General features: G+C 42.8%; 15 protein-coding genes. 11 read left to right on the top strand and 4 right to left on the bottom strand.

Going from position 1 to position 19414, the window contains the following annotated elements; translation table 11 throughout:
* Window positions 1-114 precede the first annotated feature (114 nt).
* Complete coding sequence (locus tag JMX07_RS08390; RefSeq protein WP_227684724.1) at window positions 115-573, top strand: hypothetical protein; 459 nt, start codon at window positions 115-117, stop codon at window positions 571-573.
* Window positions 574-862: 289 nt separating this feature from the next.
* On the top strand, window positions 863-1237 hold the full coding sequence (locus JMX07_RS08385) for a hypothetical protein (protein WP_201607387.1): 375 nt from the start codon (window positions 863-865) through the stop codon (window positions 1235-1237).
* Between the two features lie 95 nt (window positions 1238-1332).
* Here the strand turns inward: JMX07_RS08385 and hemH are convergent, their stop codons facing one another.
* Window positions 1333-2352 (bottom strand): ferrochelatase, encoded by a 1020-nt coding sequence (hemH, locus tag JMX07_RS08380; protein ID WP_201580451.1) that lies wholly within the window; start codon window positions 2350-2352, stop codon window positions 1333-1335.
* A 495-nt stretch (window positions 2353-2847) separates the two neighbouring features.
* Here hemH and metX point away from each other — a divergent pair, with 495 nt between their 5' ends.
* From metX to JMX07_RS08365, 3 genes are all read left to right on the top strand, one after another.
* A complete protein-coding gene (gene metX / locus JMX07_RS08375; RefSeq protein ID WP_227684732.1) occupies window positions 2848-4206 on the top strand; it encodes a homoserine O-acetyltransferase MetX in 1359 nt (452 codons plus the stop codon).
* The gene (gene metW / locus JMX07_RS08370; protein ID WP_057758464.1) at window positions 4203-4811 is read left to right on the top strand and encodes a methionine biosynthesis protein MetW; all 609 of its coding nucleotides are present in this window, start codon (window positions 4203-4205) and stop codon (window positions 4809-4811) included. Before metX ends, metW begins: the two co-directional genes overlap by 4 nt.
* A gap of 413 nt (window positions 4812-5224) precedes the next feature.
* Complete coding sequence (locus JMX07_RS08365) at window positions 5225-5806, top strand: tetratricopeptide repeat protein (protein WP_102090512.1); 582 nt, start codon at window positions 5225-5227, stop codon at window positions 5804-5806.
* Window positions 5807-6339: 533 nt separating this feature from the next.
* Here JMX07_RS08365 and JMX07_RS08360 read toward each other — a convergent pair.
* Window positions 6340-7137 carry a hypothetical protein gene (locus JMX07_RS08360; RefSeq protein WP_201607385.1) on the bottom strand — a complete coding sequence of 266 codons (798 nt, stop codon included), beginning with the start codon at window positions 7135-7137 and terminating at the stop codon, window positions 6340-6342.
* A 400-nt stretch (window positions 7138-7537) separates the two neighbouring features.
* Here JMX07_RS08360 and JMX07_RS08355 point away from each other — a divergent pair, with 400 nt between their 5' ends.
* Entirely contained in the window at window positions 7538-8611 is a 1074-nt protein-coding gene (locus tag JMX07_RS08355; protein ID WP_201607383.1) for a rhodanese-related sulfurtransferase, read from the top strand.
* A 149-nt stretch (window positions 8612-8760) separates the two neighbouring features.
* On the opposite strand, the gene serA is transcribed toward JMX07_RS08355, so the two are convergent.
* Window positions 8761-9987 (bottom strand): phosphoglycerate dehydrogenase, encoded by a 1227-nt coding sequence (serA, locus tag JMX07_RS08350; RefSeq protein WP_057758460.1) that lies wholly within the window; start codon window positions 9985-9987, stop codon window positions 8761-8763.
* Between the two features lie 337 nt (window positions 9988-10324).
* Between serA and JMX07_RS08345 the strand changes: the two genes are divergently transcribed.
* Entirely contained in the window at window positions 10325-11761 is a 1437-nt protein-coding gene (locus JMX07_RS08345) for an FAD-binding oxidoreductase (protein WP_201607382.1), read from the top strand.
* Between the two features lie 90 nt (window positions 11762-11851).
* Here JMX07_RS08345 and JMX07_RS08340 read toward each other — a convergent pair whose 3' ends face one another.
* Entirely contained in the window at window positions 11852-12481 is a 630-nt protein-coding gene (locus JMX07_RS08340) for a BLUF domain-containing protein (RefSeq protein WP_114701153.1), read from the bottom strand.
* 537 nt (window positions 12482-13018) lie between these two features.
* On the opposite strand from JMX07_RS08340, the gene JMX07_RS08335 reads away from it, so the two are divergent.
* The 4 genes from JMX07_RS08335 (at window position 13019) to lspA (ending at window position 19375) form a co-directional block, all read left to right on the top strand.
* A complete protein-coding gene (locus tag JMX07_RS08335) occupies window positions 13019-14656 on the top strand; it encodes a carbon-nitrogen hydrolase family protein (protein WP_102094613.1) in 1638 nt (545 codons plus the stop codon).
* A gap of 206 nt (window positions 14657-14862) precedes the next feature.
* Window positions 14863-15411, top strand: coding sequence for a protein disulfide oxidoreductase (locus tag JMX07_RS08330; RefSeq protein ID WP_201607381.1), 549 nt, complete (start codon window positions 14863-14865; stop codon window positions 15409-15411).
* 450 nt (window positions 15412-15861) lie between these two features.
* On the top strand, window positions 15862-18723 hold the full coding sequence (gene ileS, locus JMX07_RS08325; RefSeq protein ID WP_201607380.1) for an isoleucine--tRNA ligase: 2862 nt from the start codon (window positions 15862-15864) through the stop codon (window positions 18721-18723).
* The gene (gene lspA, locus JMX07_RS08320; protein WP_201607379.1) at window positions 18716-19375 is read left to right on the top strand and encodes a signal peptidase II; all 660 of its coding nucleotides are present in this window, start codon (window positions 18716-18718) and stop codon (window positions 19373-19375) included. Before ileS ends, lspA begins: the two co-directional genes overlap by 8 nt.
* The last annotated feature ends 39 nt before the right edge of the window (window positions 19376-19414 follow it).

Here is a 19414-nt window from a genome sequence, read left to right as displayed (position 1 = left end):
TAACACATTCTTTTTGATACGCAGGAGTCATTTATTTTGAGCTCAGATGGCATCATTGAAGTCCCTGGCATTATACTTTTGATAGCATGCCTGTTGCGTATTTTACAATATGTTATGAAAAGTCATGTCAAACAAATTAAGGCTTTTTGGCTGGCAGCCGTACTTATATTTGTTTCTGTCATTCGTCGAGAGTTGAACTATCTACCAGACTTACTGGTTCCAAGCGACTTTTCGATGCTTGGTCAATCTTATGACTGGTGGGAGGACAGCGTCCTTACCGTTATCTATCTCGTCGCGCTTGGTTTGCTGGTCTATTCGAGGCATTACCTATGGGCAGTGCTAAAAAACGTGCCAGTTTCGCTCTATCTTAGCGTTACTGTACTTGCTGTCATTCAATACATGGGTGAGAATGCTATTATGTTCCCGCATACATTTGGTGAAATTGTCGAAGAGCTGGCTGAGACTGCCATTTATGGTATTGCATTGACCTATTTATGGCGATTCAAACTGGCTGACTATCAGTCATGTCTAGTACAGAAGTTAAATTACAAGTTCGACCACGCCAATAATTAACACTATAAGTTTGATTTCTTATGTAGCAGTCTTGCTATCGTACAAAGACTTAGCAAAAATTTCATAAACAATTACGGCTACTCATATTGAGTAGCCGTAATTGTATTCTAATCATCGTCTTACATTTTTTGAACATCCTGTCACACCTTACTACTAGTGAAAAGTTGATTAAGCGTACAAACTGAGAAGCATATTATCTACATTGCAATGAGCGATGCTTTAACAAGCCAGCGCGATATTTTTATTTATAATGATGGCGACATCTAATAACTACAATAAGGAATTATTCATGGAAAACTCAAAAAATCCACTACCAGAAGAGATGGATCATATTGACGGTAATCGTCGTGATAACAATGACAGCGTCGATAACTCAGATAACAATAATCAGGATGAACAAGACAATCAATTGGTCGATTTGGACAATCCTATGCTGCATACCATCGACAACGATGATGTGATTGATAATAGCGCGGGATTTAACAATTCAGAAGTCGGTAGTGATGCGACCCAAGGGCTGACACCTGCGCATCGTCAAAATATCGATGAGTCTCGTGTCGATGAGATTTTGGTTCAAGACAATCTTGATGACAGCGATTATCCAGATGCGATGGATATTGTTGATAGAGAAGCAGCCGAACGTAGCAACGATGATGATTTTTAATTTACCTCTCTAAACCAAAAAAGCACGCTTAACTATATTAAGCGTGCTTTTCTTATTCTACTATTCAGCTTACTAAAACAGCGACTTTTGATTGATTAAACCCAGCCATCTAACGTGCCAGCCCAACCTTTTACCAAAGGCAGGCTCAACGCTTCAAGCAATTCAATATGTGTCTCATCAAGGTTTAGTGCAGGAATATAATGATACTCTTGCCCGCCAGCATTAAGGAAGTTATCACGGTTTTCAATGGCTAGCTCCTCTAATGTTTCTAAACAATCTGCTGAAAACGCTGGACTGATCACCTGTACCGAGCGCACACCTGACTTACCCCAATCTTCCAACACCACATCGGTATATGGCTTAACCCACTCTTGCTTACCAAAGCGAGACTGGAAACTGATAATCCATTCATCTTCTGTCAGGCCAAGCTCATGTGCCACTTGTGCAGCGGTACATTTACAGCGTTTAGGATAAGGATCGCCTTTATCGGCATAAGGCTGCGGGATACCATGAAAACTAAACATCAATTTTTCAGGCTTGCCATGCTTCTCTTGAAAACGGCGAATAGAGTTGGCCAAAGCTTGAATATATAGGGGATGGGCAAAGTAGTCTTTGACAATCGTATAGTTTGGCAAGTTGCGTTGTTTTAGCGTCCACTTTGTCAGCGCATCATATACGGCACCGCCTGAAGAGGCAGAGTACTGCGGAAACAACGGCAGTATGACAAAGTGATCAACCCCTTCACCACGTAGCGCGTCCATGACATCAGGCAAACCAGGATTACCATAGCTCATCGCAGGATGCACAGAGATACGAAATGGCGCCACACTATCAGCCAAACGTGGTTCTAATAGCTCAACTTGGCTTTTTAGTATTTTACGAATCGGTGAGTCACCTTCCCAAATGCTCGCATAAGCCTTTGCTACGCGTTTAGGACGACTGGGTAAAACAAACAAATTGAGAATAATAGCCCATAGGAATTTGGGAATCTCAATCACTCGTGGGTCTGACAAAAACTGTTTGAGGTAGCGACGTACGGCAGGTGCCGTTGGCTCATCTGGCGTACCAAGATTCACTAACAAAACGGCAATACGTGGGGGCAATTTAGGTTTCATAGCAGCACTTTATTAGCAGTAAGTTATTAAGGGTGATGTCAAAATAATAAGAGACGATACTGTTAAGACACAGTTGAATAGACACCTCATTAGTGTAGCATTTTATCTATTAATGACGCGGGCTAAAAGCGCACCTATACAATTTGATACGCAGTTGCTATTTATTAACTCTTGATTACTTGATGCTGGCGGCTTACTCGTTATTCATTTATAAAGTATATTCCATAAAAACTACGATCGATGCGCTCGAAAGGCGCGCTCGATGGTTGTACTCCAACGCGCATCACCATACAATAGGCAGGCCCAGTTTATAAAAACCGTGTAGGTAAAATAGCCTGTTAGCAACGTGCCATTTTGCTTTTATTTTATTGATGATTGTAGTCTTGCGAGGTAGCTTTGAACGCACGCTCTGATAATACCAGTGACCAGCATCCTAATTCACAACCTCACTCTAATAGCTCAGCCAATACCAACAGTGATTTAGGGTCTGTAGGTATCGTTACGCCTCAGAATTTTCATTTCGCTGAGCCCTTAACGTTAGAATGCAACCGTACCCTGCCCTCGTTTGACTTGATGGTAGAGACTTACGGTACGCTCAATAGCGACAAATCAAATGCAATTCTGATTTGCCACGCGTTGTCAGGCAATCATCATGCAGCTGGCTTCCATAGTGCTGATGACAAGAAAGCAGGCTGGTGGGACAATATGATTGGCCCCAATAAAGCAATTGATACCAATCAGTTCTATGTGGTGTGTGTCAATAATATCGGCAGCTGTTTTGGTTCAACAGGGCCTACCACTATTAACCCTGATAGCGTTGGTTCGGATAGTGTTAGTTCGGACAGCCTTGATTCAGATAGCAGCGATGAGCCGCAAGTGTATGGCCCTGATTTTCCGCTGATCACCATCAAAGACTGGGTAAAAACCCAAGCAATGCTCTCAGATCGTCTAGGCATCGACGTTTGGCACGCCATTGTCGGCGGCTCAATGGGCGGTATGCAAGCGCTACAATGGTCTGTTGATTATCCAGAGCGATTAAAGCGCTGTGTGGTCATCGCCAGTACGCCAAAGCTATCTGCTCAAAATATCGCCTTTAACGAAGTAGCGCGCCAATCTATATTATCCGATCCCGACTTTAAAGACGGGCGCTATATACAAGAAGGCACTTATCCTCGTCGCGGACTGATATTGGCGCGTATGGTTGGCCATATTACCTACTTAACTGATGACGCGATGAAAGCCAAATTTGGCCGTGATTTAAAATCTGGCAAATTTATGTATGGCTACGATGTCGAGTTTCAGGTCGAAAGCTACCTACGCTATCAAGGCGAGCGCTTTAGTGAAAACTTTGATGCCAATACTTATCTGCTTATGACCAAGGCCTTAGATTACTTTGATCCGACGCGCGACTATCCAATACGCGACTACCCATCAACCGTAGCAAAAGATACTACAGAGTCAGCAGTACAAATAGAAGAATCAATCGCGGCGTCAGTCGAATCTAGCAAGGCGAATGCACAGAGTGAGTTAGAAGATGCAGTAACGACGATTGAAGATATTGAGTCTGATCGTCAGCAAGAGCTTTCTGCGCTCAAAGCGGCCTTTGCCCATACGCAATGCCAGTATCTAGTCGTGTCATTTACCACTGATTGGCGTTTTGCACCTGAGCGCTCGCAAGAGATTGTCGATGCACTGATGGCCACTGGTAAACCAGTCAGCTATATCAATATTGACGCGCCGCACGGACATGACTCATTCTTGTTTGATATTCCTCGCTACATGGGTGCGGTCAAAGGATTTTTGACTGCGCCATTTATTACCCCTAGCCGCTCAGCCACAGGAGAACGCTCATGAGAATGGATCACCAACTGGCAGAGCGCTGGATTGCGCCGCAAGCACATGTACTGGACTTAGGTTGTGGTAATGGCGAGCTGCTTGCCCACTTACAGCAGAAACTAGGTGTAACAGGTTACGGACTAGAGATTGATGAAGACAAAATCAATGAGGCAATTGGTAATGGCTTATCAATTGTCGAGCAGGATCTCAACGATGGTCTAGCGCGCTTTGCTGATAACAGCTTTGACACGGTCGTCATGGCACGTGCCCTACAAGCAGTAAAAGCACCTGACGAGTTGTTGCTTGATATGCTGAGAGTTGCCCGTGAAGCAGTCATTACCTTCCCTAACTTTGCACATTGGCAAAACCGTATTCATTTAGGGCTTAAAGGTATGATGCCTGTCTCTGAAGCATTGCCTTACGAATGGTACAACACGCCAAATATTCATCTATGTACTTTCAAAGATTTTGAGCTGTTATGTGCGCAGCATGATATTCATATTATTAATCGTTTTGCGGTTAGCGATTCTGAAAAAGGTCATACACCTTTGATGAAGGCGTTAATTAGGCAAGCGCCTAACTTGTTAGCAGACGTCGCTATCTACCGAGTGACCAAGAAATAGCGGATAAATTCTCAGCTGTCTTTATGTTTTATAGACTGCTAAACAGTGCTTTACGAGCTAGTATTAACCTTAATGGATTGTTAACTTAATATAATTTTTTAGTAACTGTCTGATTTTGTTAAGGACAATCAGGTACAAACGTCTATGTGACCTTGTAATTAGTATTTGAGTTTCGTAAGTTTGGGTGTTAAGCTAGCAAAATATTGTCAGCCACCCCACTATTACGACCGTTTGTCTAATCAGTTAGGGTGAAATCTCTGATTTAGAGATGACAACCCCCTTTTGCTAATGATTAGGTAAGTTCATATCGCAAGATTCCACCTAATTGTTATCGCCGTCTGACTGTCTTTAGCGAGACAATGTTTAGCGGTACAATTTTTTTTGCTTATTAACTGCCTAATTTTGGAGCTGCTATGAAATTATTAAAAGCTGCGTTGTTTACTGCATTATTTTCTTGTGCTGGTTTAGCCAATGCTGAGTTAATATCAAACGTACCGCTTGATACCTCACGTTTTGAGCTTATGCCTGTGAGCGAGTTGTCTAGTCGTGCCGCCCAAGGTAACGATCACGCTCAGTTCTATCTGGCCAAGCGTTTGCAAAAAGGTGAAGGTATTGCGCAAAATACCCAACAAGCAATCCAGTGGTATACCAAAGCCGCTCAACAAGGCGTTGCTCCTGCTCAGTTGAATTTGGCTATCATGTATTTGCGTGGCGAAGGTGTACAGCCTAACCTACAACAAGCCCGTCTGTGGTTAGAAAAAGCCGCCATGCGTGGTGATAACCGTGCCAGCTATACGCTTGCATTGTTAGATGAAAAGCAAAAGAATTTGGTCGATGCTTATAAATGGTATGACTTGGCCGCCCGTGATGGCATGCTAGATGAAAAAGTACGCAACAAAGCTCGCGGCAAAATTGGTCAGTTGGCATTGAACTTATCAAGCTCAGACATTGCTAGTGCCCGTAGCAAAGCGGATACTTGGTTCCAGAGTAAGTAAATCTATAGCTATTTATTTTAGCAATAAAAAATCCAGCCTTTGAGCTGGATTTTTTATATTTAAGGCATTACACCCTTTAATATTACTTCTCAACAGTACTGAACCATATTATGAAAAAAGTAATTTTTTGGATTTTTATCATGACTTGTATCACAATACAGTCATTCTTCATTTATTTCATAGCACAACCACAATTCATTGAACGTTTTATCTCACTTTGGATAAGCTTTGGCGTAGAACAAACAGCTTATACTAAGTTTGTTTTTAGTACCATTGAATGGTGGTCGATAGTTCCTGTTGTGTGTTTAACACTTTCGGCTATTACACTACAACGCCCATCAAAGCTCTTATCAACTTTAACACTCATTATTAGTATGATCGGTATGCTGGCTTTGGTCTTATCGATATATTCGACCTCTCTGCTTATACCGCTCGGAAAGTAGATTAGGACAAGACTTACTATTCTACATTCCACAATAATGAAGAACGATAACGTCTATTTGATAGCTACCTTTAAATCTTGGATTTTACGCCTACATTTTGCATAATTGTCGTGCATCTTCCTCATCTATGGTTGAATGCTCATTTGAAATATATAGCCAACTATAATGAGTGTGACAATTTAAGCATAGGAACATATTAGACAGTGTGGTATCCCTCGATACATAACGCCTTGTGACACTGCAGTACTCACTATCTGGAACTCCTTTTGGGCGATAAATATCGTATTTACAGTAAAGGTTTTTCTGCCAATCAACCATCTGCTGCAATTTTACAACCATTTGCGACTTACAATGGGGACAGTTTTTTAGAACTGGCATTTCTACTTTATTGAATCGGCACTTACTATGGTTTAATACACCCTCATTATTTACATAATCAGTATTAATTTCAGAAAACCTTTTAATGTTAGATAAGGTATCAACACCAGCCTTGAACTCAACTTCATTATGTTTTAGGCGGTATAACACACTGTTATAATGAGATTTATACCTCTCAAATATTATGGAACCTACAAGAAATATCGCAATCAGATATAAGTCCATGATATCCGTCCAACTATATATTTTTGCCATAATTAAAAGAATTGCGTATAGCGACAGCCATGCGAAATAGGGCCAGTGATGTAAAAATGATTTAGATTTTCTATTTTCAACGATACTTACTTTGTTGATTTGATCTACATCAACTGGTTTCTCCGTCAAAAGACTGTGATTACAATGTGGACAAAATAGTATTCCTTTTTCGATTAAAGGGACAGCAAACGACTCATGACAACTTTCATGAGGACAAGTTAGGTTTAAAACTTTATTAGGTTTTGTTTTTGGCATGCAATCTCTTATTTTCTACTCGTCACAAATTTTGCACGATTTATAGCTCTATAAGGAACTATGGATCTTGTTAATATATTTTCGATGGTGATGGCTAAAATAAATATAATTAGTTGCCTTTATCATGAAATAAACAGAACAGATAATGATAAATGTCTACTATAGCAAGCCCTACTCATAGGATAAACGCCTAAAAGCTATTACAGCTTAGAGCAGATCACTTAATGAGTTATGTATACGCTTAACGATGCTATTAACTTTTAAAATATTCAAAACCCATCTAAAATTTGCTACACTACGCGCGCATTAACCAATTCCACAATTGAGATAATGTTATATACCTATCTATTTTTTTATTACCAACGCACTAGGTTTGCGACCTAGCCAGCAGGAGAAAGACATGAACACCTCTCAAGATAGTAATATCAAAGAAACCGCGATAACTGACAACAATTCAGCCCCTGTATACGATAGTGTAACTAATAATATCGTCGTTGCCGCACTATATAAGTTCACGCGCTTTGCTGATTTTGAGCAATATCGTGAGCCTATCCTAAACACTATGCTCGATAACGATGTGAAAGGTACGTTGTTACTTGCAAGCGAAGGCATTAATGGTACGATTTCTGGTACGCGTCAAGGTATCGATACCGTACTTGACTACCTGCGCAGTATTGAAGCAATTGGTACTTTTACCTTTAAAGAATCCTATACTGACGCACAGCCTTTTTATCGCACTAAGGTGAAATTGAAAAAAGAAATCGTCACCATGGGTGTCGAGAATATCGATCCATTGGAGTCCGTTGGTCGCTATGTAAAACCAAGCGAGTGGAATGCGTTGATCTCAGATCCTGAAGTCACCTTGATCGACACGCGTAACGACTATGAAGTGCAAATCGGCACCTTTCAAAATGCAGTCAATCCTAACACTGAAACGTTCCGCGAGTTTCCAGAATACGTCTCAAAAGAGCTTGATCCAACCAAGCATAAAAAAGTGGCAATGTTCTGTACAGGTGGTATCCGCTGCGAGAAGTCGACTGCCTATTTACGCGAGCAAGGTTTTGAAGAGGTCTATCATTTAGAAGGCGGCATCCTAAAATACCTCGAAGAAGTCCCTGCTAGTGACTCTATGTGGCAAGGTGACTGCTTTGTTTTTGATAATCGCGTTTCGGTCAATCACAACTTAGAAAAAGGCAGCTACGAGCAATGCTTTGCTTGCCGTATGCCAATCACCGCTGAGGAGATGCAAAGCCCTGCCTATATCAAAGGCGAGTCATGCCCACACTGTATCGACAAAGCGACCGACGAGCAGAAAGCCCGTTTCCGTGAGCGTGAGCACCAAATGCAGCTAGCGAAAAAGCGTGGCGAAGCCCATATCGGTAGCGATGTGATGGATGTAATCGAAAAACGTAAAGCTGCTAAGACGGAAGCGCGTCTACAAGCAGAAGCTGCAAACAACACGAAAGCCAATTAAACTTAGCATTAGTACAATAGAAAAGAAGTGAAATAAAAAAGAGAGGCTCTAATCAATAGAGCCTCTCTTTTTTTATGATAAATCTTCAGTGCCTATCAAAACTATTAGCACTGATATAGTTAATCCAAATTTATAGTGGATTGACTATATTAAAACAAAATACGTACGCGGATAGTCTCTTCCACATCTTTTAATTGGTCTAGTGCAGCTGTTGAATCATTGTAATCGACATCCATGACTAGATAACCAACATCACCTTCCGTCATTAAGCTCTGCGCTAGAATGTTAATGCCAGCTTCAGCAAACAGACGGTTGATCTGCGACAGTACGCCTGGTACGTTTTTGTGGATATGTAGCAGACGATGCGAGTTTTCTTTGAACGGAATAGAAACTTCTGGGAAGTTCACAGCCGTCGCCGTATCACCTTGGTCAGAGTATCTAACAAACTTATCTGCTACTTCCAGTCCGATATTGGCCTGTGCTTCTTGGGTTGAACCACCGATATGCGGCGTCAAAATCACATTATCAAACTTACGTAGTGGTGACTCAAACTCTTCGTCAGCTGATTTTGGCTCTTTTGGGAACACATCGATAGCCGCGCCCAAAATTTTACCAGACTCAAGCGCATCTGCTAGATCATCAATCTCGACGCACGTACCGCGAGCCGCATTGATAAAGTAGCTGCCTTCTTTCATTTGAGCGAATTGCTCAGCTTTCATCATATAGCGAGTGCTTGGTACATCAGGTACATGCAATGTCACGATGTCAGCCGTTGATAGTAGCTCTTCTAGGCTACCAACTTGTACCGCGTTGCCTAGTGGCAATTTGGTCACAGCATCATGATAGATGACTTTCATACCGAAGCTTTCTGCCAAGACAGACAGTTGCGATCCGATAGAGCCATAACCGACGATACCGATAGTCTTGCCACGCACTTCGTGTGAGTTAGTCGCAGACTTACCCCAGCCGCCGCGATGTACGGTTGCATTCTTTTCAGGAATACCACGGTACAGCATAATGGCTTCTGCCAATACTAGCTCAGCTACCGAACGAGTGTTCGAGAATGGCGCGTTAAAGACAGGGATACCAAGATCACGAGCGGCGTCTAGATCTACTTGGTTGGTACCAATACAAAAGCAACCAATGCCGATAAGCTTGTGTGCGTGCTCAAGTACTTCACGCGTCAACTGAGTGCGTGAACGAATACCGATAAAGTGAGCATCTTTGATCTTTTCGATCAGCTCGTCTTGATCTAAAGCGTGACTGATATTCTCGATGTTGTGGTAACCAGCTCCTTCCAATACTTTTAGGGCATTGTCATGTAGACCTTCAAGCAATAAAAACCGGATTTTGTCTTTTTGTAGTGATAACGCCATATGAGAACTGTCCTATAATTGTTTTATAAGATTACCTGTTGGATAATCTATGATGGATGAAACGAAAACAGTCCCGATATCTTACACAAAATTTGAGGTCGATGTTAGCAGATTAGATGAATTATTGGTTATCAAGCCTGAAAAATTTTTATGCTATAGTGAATTATTCTGTTTGAAACCGATCGAATCAACTATTTATTACTTACCTCTTCTTAATAGGTAAAAATTATCATCCACTTATTACCTCTACGAGCTGACTCACCACTGAATTTATAGTTATTTCGCTATATAATAAGCAGTCCCAGCATCGTGCTTACGCCAATATTGAGATTTGACCATGACGCCAACTACCGCTCAGCCCACATCCGAAACCAATGCCGTGCAAACCATCTTGAGCACGCTTACTAATACCCATGACTTCGATCCCAGCCAAATCAAAACTGACGCTGAAAGTTTAGAGCATTGGGGCAAAGACTGGACCAAGCATTTTGCGCCTGCTGCTGCTGCCATCGTCTTTCCAAAGACCACTGAGCAAGTACAGACTATCGTCCTGCTGGCCAATGAGCACAACGTCGTCCTAACCCCAAGCGGTGGTCGTACTGGTCTATCTGCCGGTGCTGTCGCAGCCAACGGTGAAATCGTTGTTAGCATGGATAAAATGAACCAGATCGGACAGTTCTATCCTGCCGATCGAATAGTTGAAGTCGAAGCCGGTGTCGTCACCCAACAGTTGCAAGAATTCGCTGAATCAAAAGACCTATACTACCCTGTCGACTTTGCCTCAGCAGGCTCTAGTCAGATAGGCGGCAACATCGGTACTAATGCAGGCGGTATCAAAGTCATCCGCTATGGCATGACCCGTCAATGGATCATGGGTCTGACTGTTGTCACTGGTAAAGGTGACATCTTGCAGCTGAATCGCGGTATGGTAAAGAATGCTACTGGTTATGACTTGCGCCAATTATTCATCGGTAGTGAAGGCACACTTGGCCTTGTCACTCATGCGCAAATAAAGCTTGAGCGTCAGCCCCAAGACTTAAACGTCATGGTGCTTGGTATGGACAGCTTTAACGATGTGATGAACGTACTCTCTGCCTTTCAAGCACAGATTGATTTGACGGCATTCGAGTTCTTTGACGATGTAGCGATTGATAAGCTGATGGCACATGGTCAAGTACAAGAGCCGTTTGAATCACGTACCAAGTTCTATACGCTATTAGAGTTTGAAGCGCCTTATGAGCCAATCATGGACAAAGCGATGGCCATATTTGAGCATTGTATGGAGCAAGGCTGGGTCGTCGATGGGGTTATGAGTCAAAACCTCACACAAGCGGCAGAGCTGTGGAAGCTACGTGAGTATATCTCAGAGACCATCTCAGTATTTACCCCTTATAAAAACGATGTGTCTGTGCTTATCAGCCATGTACCAACCTTTATCGAAGAGATTGATCACATTGTCAGTAGCAACTACCCTGACTTTGAAGTGTGCTGGTTCGGTCATATTGGCGATGGTAATTTGCATCTGAATATTTTAAAGCCTGAAAACATGAGCAAAGATGATTTCTTTGCTGAGTGTCAGGTCGTCAATAAATACGTGTTTGAGACGGTACAAAAATATGGCGGTTCAGTCTCTGCTGAGCATGGGGTTGGTATGACGAAGAAGCCGTACTTGCACTATAGCCGTAGTGAGACTGAAATTGAGTACTTAAAAGAGGTCAAAAAGGTTTTTGATCCAAACAATATTATGAACCGTGGTAAGATTTTTGATATGTGATTAGATGTTTAACACTTATCTCAAATAAAAAGACGCTAACCCGAGAGGCTAGCGTCTTTTTTTTGGTTTATAATTCGCAAAAACTACGACTTATAAATACAACAGTATCAATGCGACGACCAGTAGTATGCTCAAAAACCCTTGAATAATCAGAAATGCCTGATGCGGTGCCGCGATATGACGCACCATATTACCCAATGCATTATAAGTAATACCTGCCGCCTTAATATGAGGTGGACTATCGAAAGTTTTGATAATTTGCAAAAACTGTTCGGTCCGATCAGATGACCAACCGTGCGGCGCAAATGGTAAAAATGGAGATAATTGTACGGCCTGTTTCTTGGTCGCGGGTGACCATAACCAACGCTCCAAAAACAGCAAGCGCATACGCCAGTCGGCAAAGCTGCGATGATTGATGACTTGTAATAGCAATACTTCTACATTCTTATGACGACTATCGACGAAAATACGCTCTTGCAGATTAAATACATCTGATTTTTTGCCTTCAATACATTGCAGAAAATGACCGTTACCGTAGCATAGCGTGCCTGTGATGTTATGCTGCTGATTGTAGTTACGTGCGTGGCCTTCTACTTCATCAAAGATAGAGGTGCTCAAACGCGAGCCAAGCGTCAGCGTACTGACATAAACCAACTGAACCAAAGCGGAGTCATCTATATCATCCCACTTCATGATTCTATTGGTATGATTTAAAGGCATAATAAAATAATCCTAAGAAGCCGATGAGATACGGCTAAACGAAACAAGCAACACAATACTATGCCTGAGTTGAACCAAAAAATTGACTCACAAAAACGTAGCAAATATTTACTACGTGAGACTGTTATTACCGTTACAGCTTGCTATGATAACAAGCAAAACAAAAGGTGCTGATAGATATTATTTAGATTCTATATTGAGATAATAAATAGCAAGACAGTCGCAGGTACAATGATAATGCAGAGTTAGGCGATTATCGGTGCTCACAAACCTAATAGATATAAAGCGACATAGAATGCGGCGTTCGTTATCCTTTAACCCTATACGTTAGCCGAAATCACTACGAAATATAGTGAGCAAAACAGCCTAAGATATCAACATAACCTATTGTAAATACGGCAATAAATTATTGTAACGACAATATCTTCCTATTGGAATGTTTTTATTATTTTTTTGCACAAAAATCGGTACATCAATGTGCCATGACCCCATTATTCGATACCCCTACATTCAATAGCTATTCAAAACAGGAAACTTATGAGTAAGATGGAAAAACTAGATGACTTTCACCTCACGATTGCTGAGATTAAGAAAAAAGATTATCCACAATTAAAAGCCTTAATGGATCGTGTCTATGTAAACTTGGGTGGCGCGTGGTCAAAGACAACCATTCATACTTTAATCGATGCTTTTCCAGAAGGTCAGATTGCTTTGTTTGATCATGATCAGCTGATTGGTATCGTGCTCTCCATGCGCGTTGACTATGCCAAGTTTTCAAATCCACATACCTATGATGATTTGATTGGGCAAAAAGAAATCATTAGAGACAATCCAGAAGGTGATGCCATTTATGGTTTAGATGCACTCATCGACCCTGATTATCGCGGCTACCGTCTCGGTCGTCGTCTTTATGATGCACGCAAGGAGTTATGCCGACAGTTGAACTTCCGCGCTATCTTAGCTGGCGGGCGTATACCTAACTATCATAATCACAAGGATCTGACTCCAGGCGAATATATTGATGCCGTTGAAAGCCGTGAAATTCACGATTCAGCTTTGTCGTTCCAGCTGTCTAATGGCTTTATCGTTAAACGTATTTTGACCGCTTATCTGCCAGATGATAAGCAATCAAAGGGCTTTGCTACCTTGCTTGAGTGGGCAAATATCTACTACGAGCCTAAAGACTATAAGCCTAATACTCGCAAGTCTGAGGTTCGTATCGGTGGTATCCAGTGGCAGATGCGTGAAGTCGAATCACCTGAAGAATTACTGCAACAGGTTGAGTTCTTTGTCGATATCATGGCTGACTACAACTCAGACTTTGCTTGTTTACCTGAGTTTTTCAATGCGCCATTGATGGGTCTGTGCGAAGAAACTGATCAAAATATTGCCATTCGATTTTTGGCGGGTTATACCGAGTGGTTCAAAAATGAAATCTCGCATTTAGCGGTCAGTTATAACGTCAACGTCATTACCGGTTCGATGCCGTTACTGGACGAAGACGATACCTTATACAACGTCAGCTATCTGTGTCGCCGCGATGGCACCGTTGAAGAGCAACGCAAGATTCATATTACTCCGCATGAGCGCAGCGCTTGGGTAATCGAAGGTGGCGATGAAGTCAAAGTATTCGACACGGATGCGGGTCGTATCGGCATCTTGGTCTGCTACGATGTTGAGTTCCCTGAGCTTGCACGTCTGATGGCACTTGATGACATGGATATCTTGTTCGTGCCCTTCTGGACTGACACCAAAAACGGCTATCTACGTGTCCGCCACTGCGCGCAAGCCCGTGCTATCGAAAACGAATGCTATGTGATGATTTGTGGTTCAGTCGGTAACTTACCGCAAGTTGAGAGTTTAGATATTCAGTACGCTCAATCGTCGATTTTTTCACCGTCAGACTTTGCGTTCCCGCATGATGCGATTATGGCAGAGACCACTGCCAACACGGAGATGGTGTTCTTCTCTGATGTAAACTTGGACAAGCTGACTCACGTTCGTCACGAAGGCTCAGTACATAACTTAATCGATCGCCGTGATGATTTGTTCAGCTTAAAGTGGAAGCGCAAAGCCAAAGTTCCAGCGAGCAAGTTAAGTGATGAGCAGCGCCGCGAAAATTCAGGTAGCGTACTGATTGGTGATCCATTACAAAACCGAGCACAAAAGCCGTAGTTAATTGTAGTTAGTTATGGTCGGTTGACGTAGTACACTTATAGTAGACTTTATAAATAATACGGCTGATTTTCAGCCGTTTATTTTTATCTACTGTCTACTCTTTGTGCAATGATCATATAGGCAATCACGATAAGATAAGCAGTAACGATAAGCCATTATTTGAAAATAACTGAAAACAATATACAAACTAAAAAGCAGATGTCATGACAACTGATACTGAGCAAACAGAAGTAAAGCCAAAGAAGCAGCCGAAGCGAAAGATCATTTCGATACTTAAAACGATAATGTTATATGGTCTCATGTTTGTCGTGATCTATAGCGTGGTCAATTGGTGGCGACAGCCTATTATGCCTGCCAACCCTCAATTGCAACTGACCGATTACCAAGGGCAAACTATCGATTTGGCAGCGATGAGTCATGAGCGGCCGACACTGGTATACTTTTGGGGTACGTGGTGTTCAGTCTGTAGTTTTACTTCGCCCACTATCAATAAACTAGCAGCAGATAACTATCCCGTTGTCACTGTTGCCGTACAGTCCGGCTCAAACCAAGAGTTACGCGGCTACCTCGATCAGCATCAGTTTGATTTCACCACCATAAATGATCAACAAGGCAATATCTTTGCAGATTGGCAAGGACAAGTCACACCGTCTTATGTGGTATTAGAAAATGGCGAGATGACACAAGGGCTGACAGGTATTCAGCCGTTATGGTCACTAAAACTGCGCTTATGGTTAGCATCTGTTTTTTAGCACTTGAGTCGTACTTTATGTTTCAATGAATAAGCATTCAAGGAGCTTATAGCTACGTCCGTGCTGAGGATATACAACACAGATAAACGATTGATATTGGACAAAATTGGGCTGACCTCGCACAGCTCTTTTTACCCTACCCTTTTTGTCATATAATAGCTGCCGATCTAAATATTTTTTTGAATTATTTTTACTAGCATATTTTATGTTGCAATCGTCTCGTTACCATTTATTATTGACGTAACTATTTACCGACTAATGAGCGACAATGGGTATTTATTGACATGATGGTTGATAAACCGACTATGATGAGCAATATACCTACTATTAGTAATTAAGCATTATCAATACCGCGTAACCATCAGTACTATATTGAACTATATTGAACATCGAGCCTTGTATCCGGTTTTGAACCGACACACAAACCTACCTTTTAAAAAGATATCTTCTATGACTGATAAAAGCACTGACACACCAAGCCAAGATTACAAAGACACGCTGAACCTTGCGGATACGCCATTTGCGATGCGCGCAAACCTTGCCAAACGCGAGCCAGATTGGTTGGCTGCTTGGGAAGCGGATGACGTCTACGGTAAAATTCGTCAGGCGCGTGCTGGTGCAACCAAATATATTTTGCACGATGGCCCTCCATACGCCAACGGTCAGATTCACTTGGGTCATGCGGTCAATAAAGTACTAAAAGACATTATTGTAAAATCAAAAACCTTATCAGGATTTGATGCGCCTTATGTCCCTGGTTGGGATTGTCATGGTCTGCCAATCGAACAAAAAGTCGAAGCCAAGGTCGGTAAAGTTGGTCAAAAAGTTTCTGCTACCGAATTCCGTGGCCTATGCCGCGAATATGCGAGTACTCAGATTGAACTGCAAAAGGCAGACTTCAAGCGTTTAGGTGTGTTTGGTGATTGGGACAATCCTTATCTGACCATGAACTTTCATCAAGAAGCCAACATCGTGCGTGCGCTTGCCAAAATCTATGACAATGGTCATGTGACTCGCGGTATGAAGCCAGTCAACTGGTGCTTGGACTGTAGCTCTGCCCTAGCAGAAGCAGAAGTAGAATATCAAGACAAAGTCTCTGACGCGATCTATGTCAGCTTTGATGTGCTCGGTACGGATAAAGTAGCCGCATTGGCAGATATCGCAGATAACATCGCTGCTGTTATTTGGACCACCACGCCATGGACACTACCTGCCAACCAAGCTATCTCAGTACATCCAGAGCATAACTATAGCGTGGTTGCTACCGAAAAAGGCAACCTGCTACTCGCAGCGGACCTTGTCGAAACTGCGTTGAACGAACTTAAGCTAGAAAATAACGGCATCCTAGCAACTGTATCAGGCAGCGAGCTTGAAGGCCTACATGCCCAGCATCCACTAATTGCAGACCGTCAAGTGCCGCTCATCTTGGGCGATCATGTGACTACTGATAGTGGTACTGGTCTGGTACATACTGCACCTGGTCACGGTTTAGACGATTATATCGTTGGTCTAAAATACAACTTACCAGTGGAAAACCCAGTAAGCGGTACAGGCGTTTATTTAGATAGCGCTGCTGTATTTGCAGGCGAGCACATCTATAAAGCCAATCCAAAAATCATCGCTGCCCTACATGACAATGGCCATTTAATCAGCCATACCAAAATTGAGCATAGCTACCCGCATTGCTGGCGTCACAAGTCTCCAATTATTTTCCGTGCTACGCCTCAGTGGTTTATTAACATGGAAACCAAAGGCTTACGTGCTCGCGCATTGGCTGATATTCCATCAGTCAACTGGACGCCAGCGTGGGGACAAAACCGTATCGAAGCAATGATGACAGGTCGTCCTGATTGGTGTATCTCGCGTCAGCGTACATGGGGCGTGCCGATTACTTTCTTTACGCATAAAGAAACTGGCGAGCTGCATCCAAACACGCTTGAGCTGATGGAAACTGCGGCACAAAAAATCAATGAAGGCGGCGTAGAAGCGTGGTTTGATGCTAGCTGTGAAGATTTCTTAGGTAGTGAAGCCGCTGACTATGACAAAGCAACTGACACGTTGGACGTTTGGTTTGACTCAGGCACCACGCATTTTGCGGTACTTGATCAGCGTGATGAATTGACCAATCCAGCTGATATGTATCTAGAAGGCTCTGACCAGCATCGCGGTTGGTTCCAGACGTCACTGCTAACGTCAGAAGCGATGTATGAGCGTCCACCGTTTAAGCAAGTATTGACCCATGGTTTTGTGGTCGATGAAAACGGTCGCAAGATGAGTAAGTCACTGGGCAATATCATCACCCCGCAAGAAGAAATCAATAAAACAGGCGCAGACATGCTGCGTCTATGGATTGCCTCAAGTGACTATCGTTATGAGATGAGCGCAGGTAAGACGGTCTTTAAAGGTGCGATCGATATGTATCGCCGTATCCGTAATACCTTACGTTTCTTGCTTGCCAATACCGATGACTTCAATCCAGCGACCGACAGCATTGATATCAATGAATTGGTTAGCCTTGATAAATTCATTATTGAGCGCGCACAAACCATACAAGCGCAAATCATTAGCGCTTATGATGCGATGGACTTTCACCAAGTCACGCAGCACGTCACGGCGTTTTGCTCACAAGACTTGGGTAGCTTCTATCTAGATATTATCAAAGATCGCCAGTACACCACGCAGGCAGATGGACAGCCTCGTCGCTCTGCGCAGACGGCTATCTACCATATCACTCATGCGCTGATTCGCTGGATTACACCAATCCTATCATTCACCGCGCAAGAGGCTTGGGAAGTACTGAACCAACGTGATGCTGATAAAGGCGGCTATGTATTCACTCAAGAATGGTATGAATTCCCAGCGTTTGAGCTAAGTGCTATCAGCAACGATGACTGGCAGCGCATTATGTTCGCAAAAGACATGGTAAACAAACATATCGAAACTGCACGTGGCGAAAAAATTATCAATGCCAACTTGTCTGCCGACGTGAGTCTATACGCTGACGGTGCTATGCATGAGAGCTTAGCCAAGCTTGATGAAGAGCTTCGTTTTGTACTAATTACTAGTAACGCTGCACTAAAGCCAATGAGCGAAGCGCCTGCTGATAGCATCACACAGACAGCAGAAGCGCCCGATACCAATACCGAAGAGGCTGTAGATTTAGTGGTCCAAGTAAGCGCGGCTACTGGTACTAAGTGCGTACGCTGCTGGCACATCCGTGATGACATCGGTACAGATAGCGCACACCCTGATCTATGCGCGCGCTGCGTAACCAATGTCAGTGGCGATGGCGAGGTGCGTCACTATGCCTAACCCAACAGACTCACCTGAAAGCCAGCATGACCAGCAGCCGCAAGTTGTTGAGGTTGACCATTCGCCTAAGCCTGCTCATGCAACCACGGGTAGCTCGACTACACCTAAAAGTCGCCTGACCAAGTCAACAAATAGGACACCAAAGCTGGTGGCCAATGGTAGTCGTGCTTTTGTATGGTATATATTGGCATTGGTTGTTGTCATCATCGATCAGTGGACCAAATGGCTGGCAGAAACCAAACTGACCTTTCATGATCCAGTGCCGGTGATTGAGCCATTTCTTAATTGGACATTGGCTTATAACTATGGCGCGGCATTTAGCTTTTTGGCGGATGCTGGCGGTTGGCAGAAGTGGTTTTTTTCAGGACTGGCATTACTAATGTCGCTATTTCTAATCATCTATCTGATTAAAGCACCACGCAAAGCCACGCTGTTATCTTTTGGCCTAGCCTTAGTATTGGGCGGTGCAGTTGGTAATTTAATCGACCGCTTACTACATGGTCATGTGATTGATTTTATCCATGTGCATTATGCTGATGTTTGGCATTATCCGATTTTTAATATCGCGGATATCGGTATATCTATCGGTGTACTATTGATTGTCATCGATATGCTGTTTTTGGAAAAGAAGCGTGAAATGCCACGGTCATAAACGCATGTAGCTAGAGATATTAATTCGATTTATAAATTA

The organism is Psychrobacter immobilis (assembly GCF_904846235.1).
In the GTDB taxonomy this organism is placed as follows: Bacteria; Pseudomonadota; Gammaproteobacteria; order Pseudomonadales; family Moraxellaceae; genus Psychrobacter; species Psychrobacter immobilis_C.
This window is presented reverse-complemented; position numbering and strand designations above follow the sequence as displayed.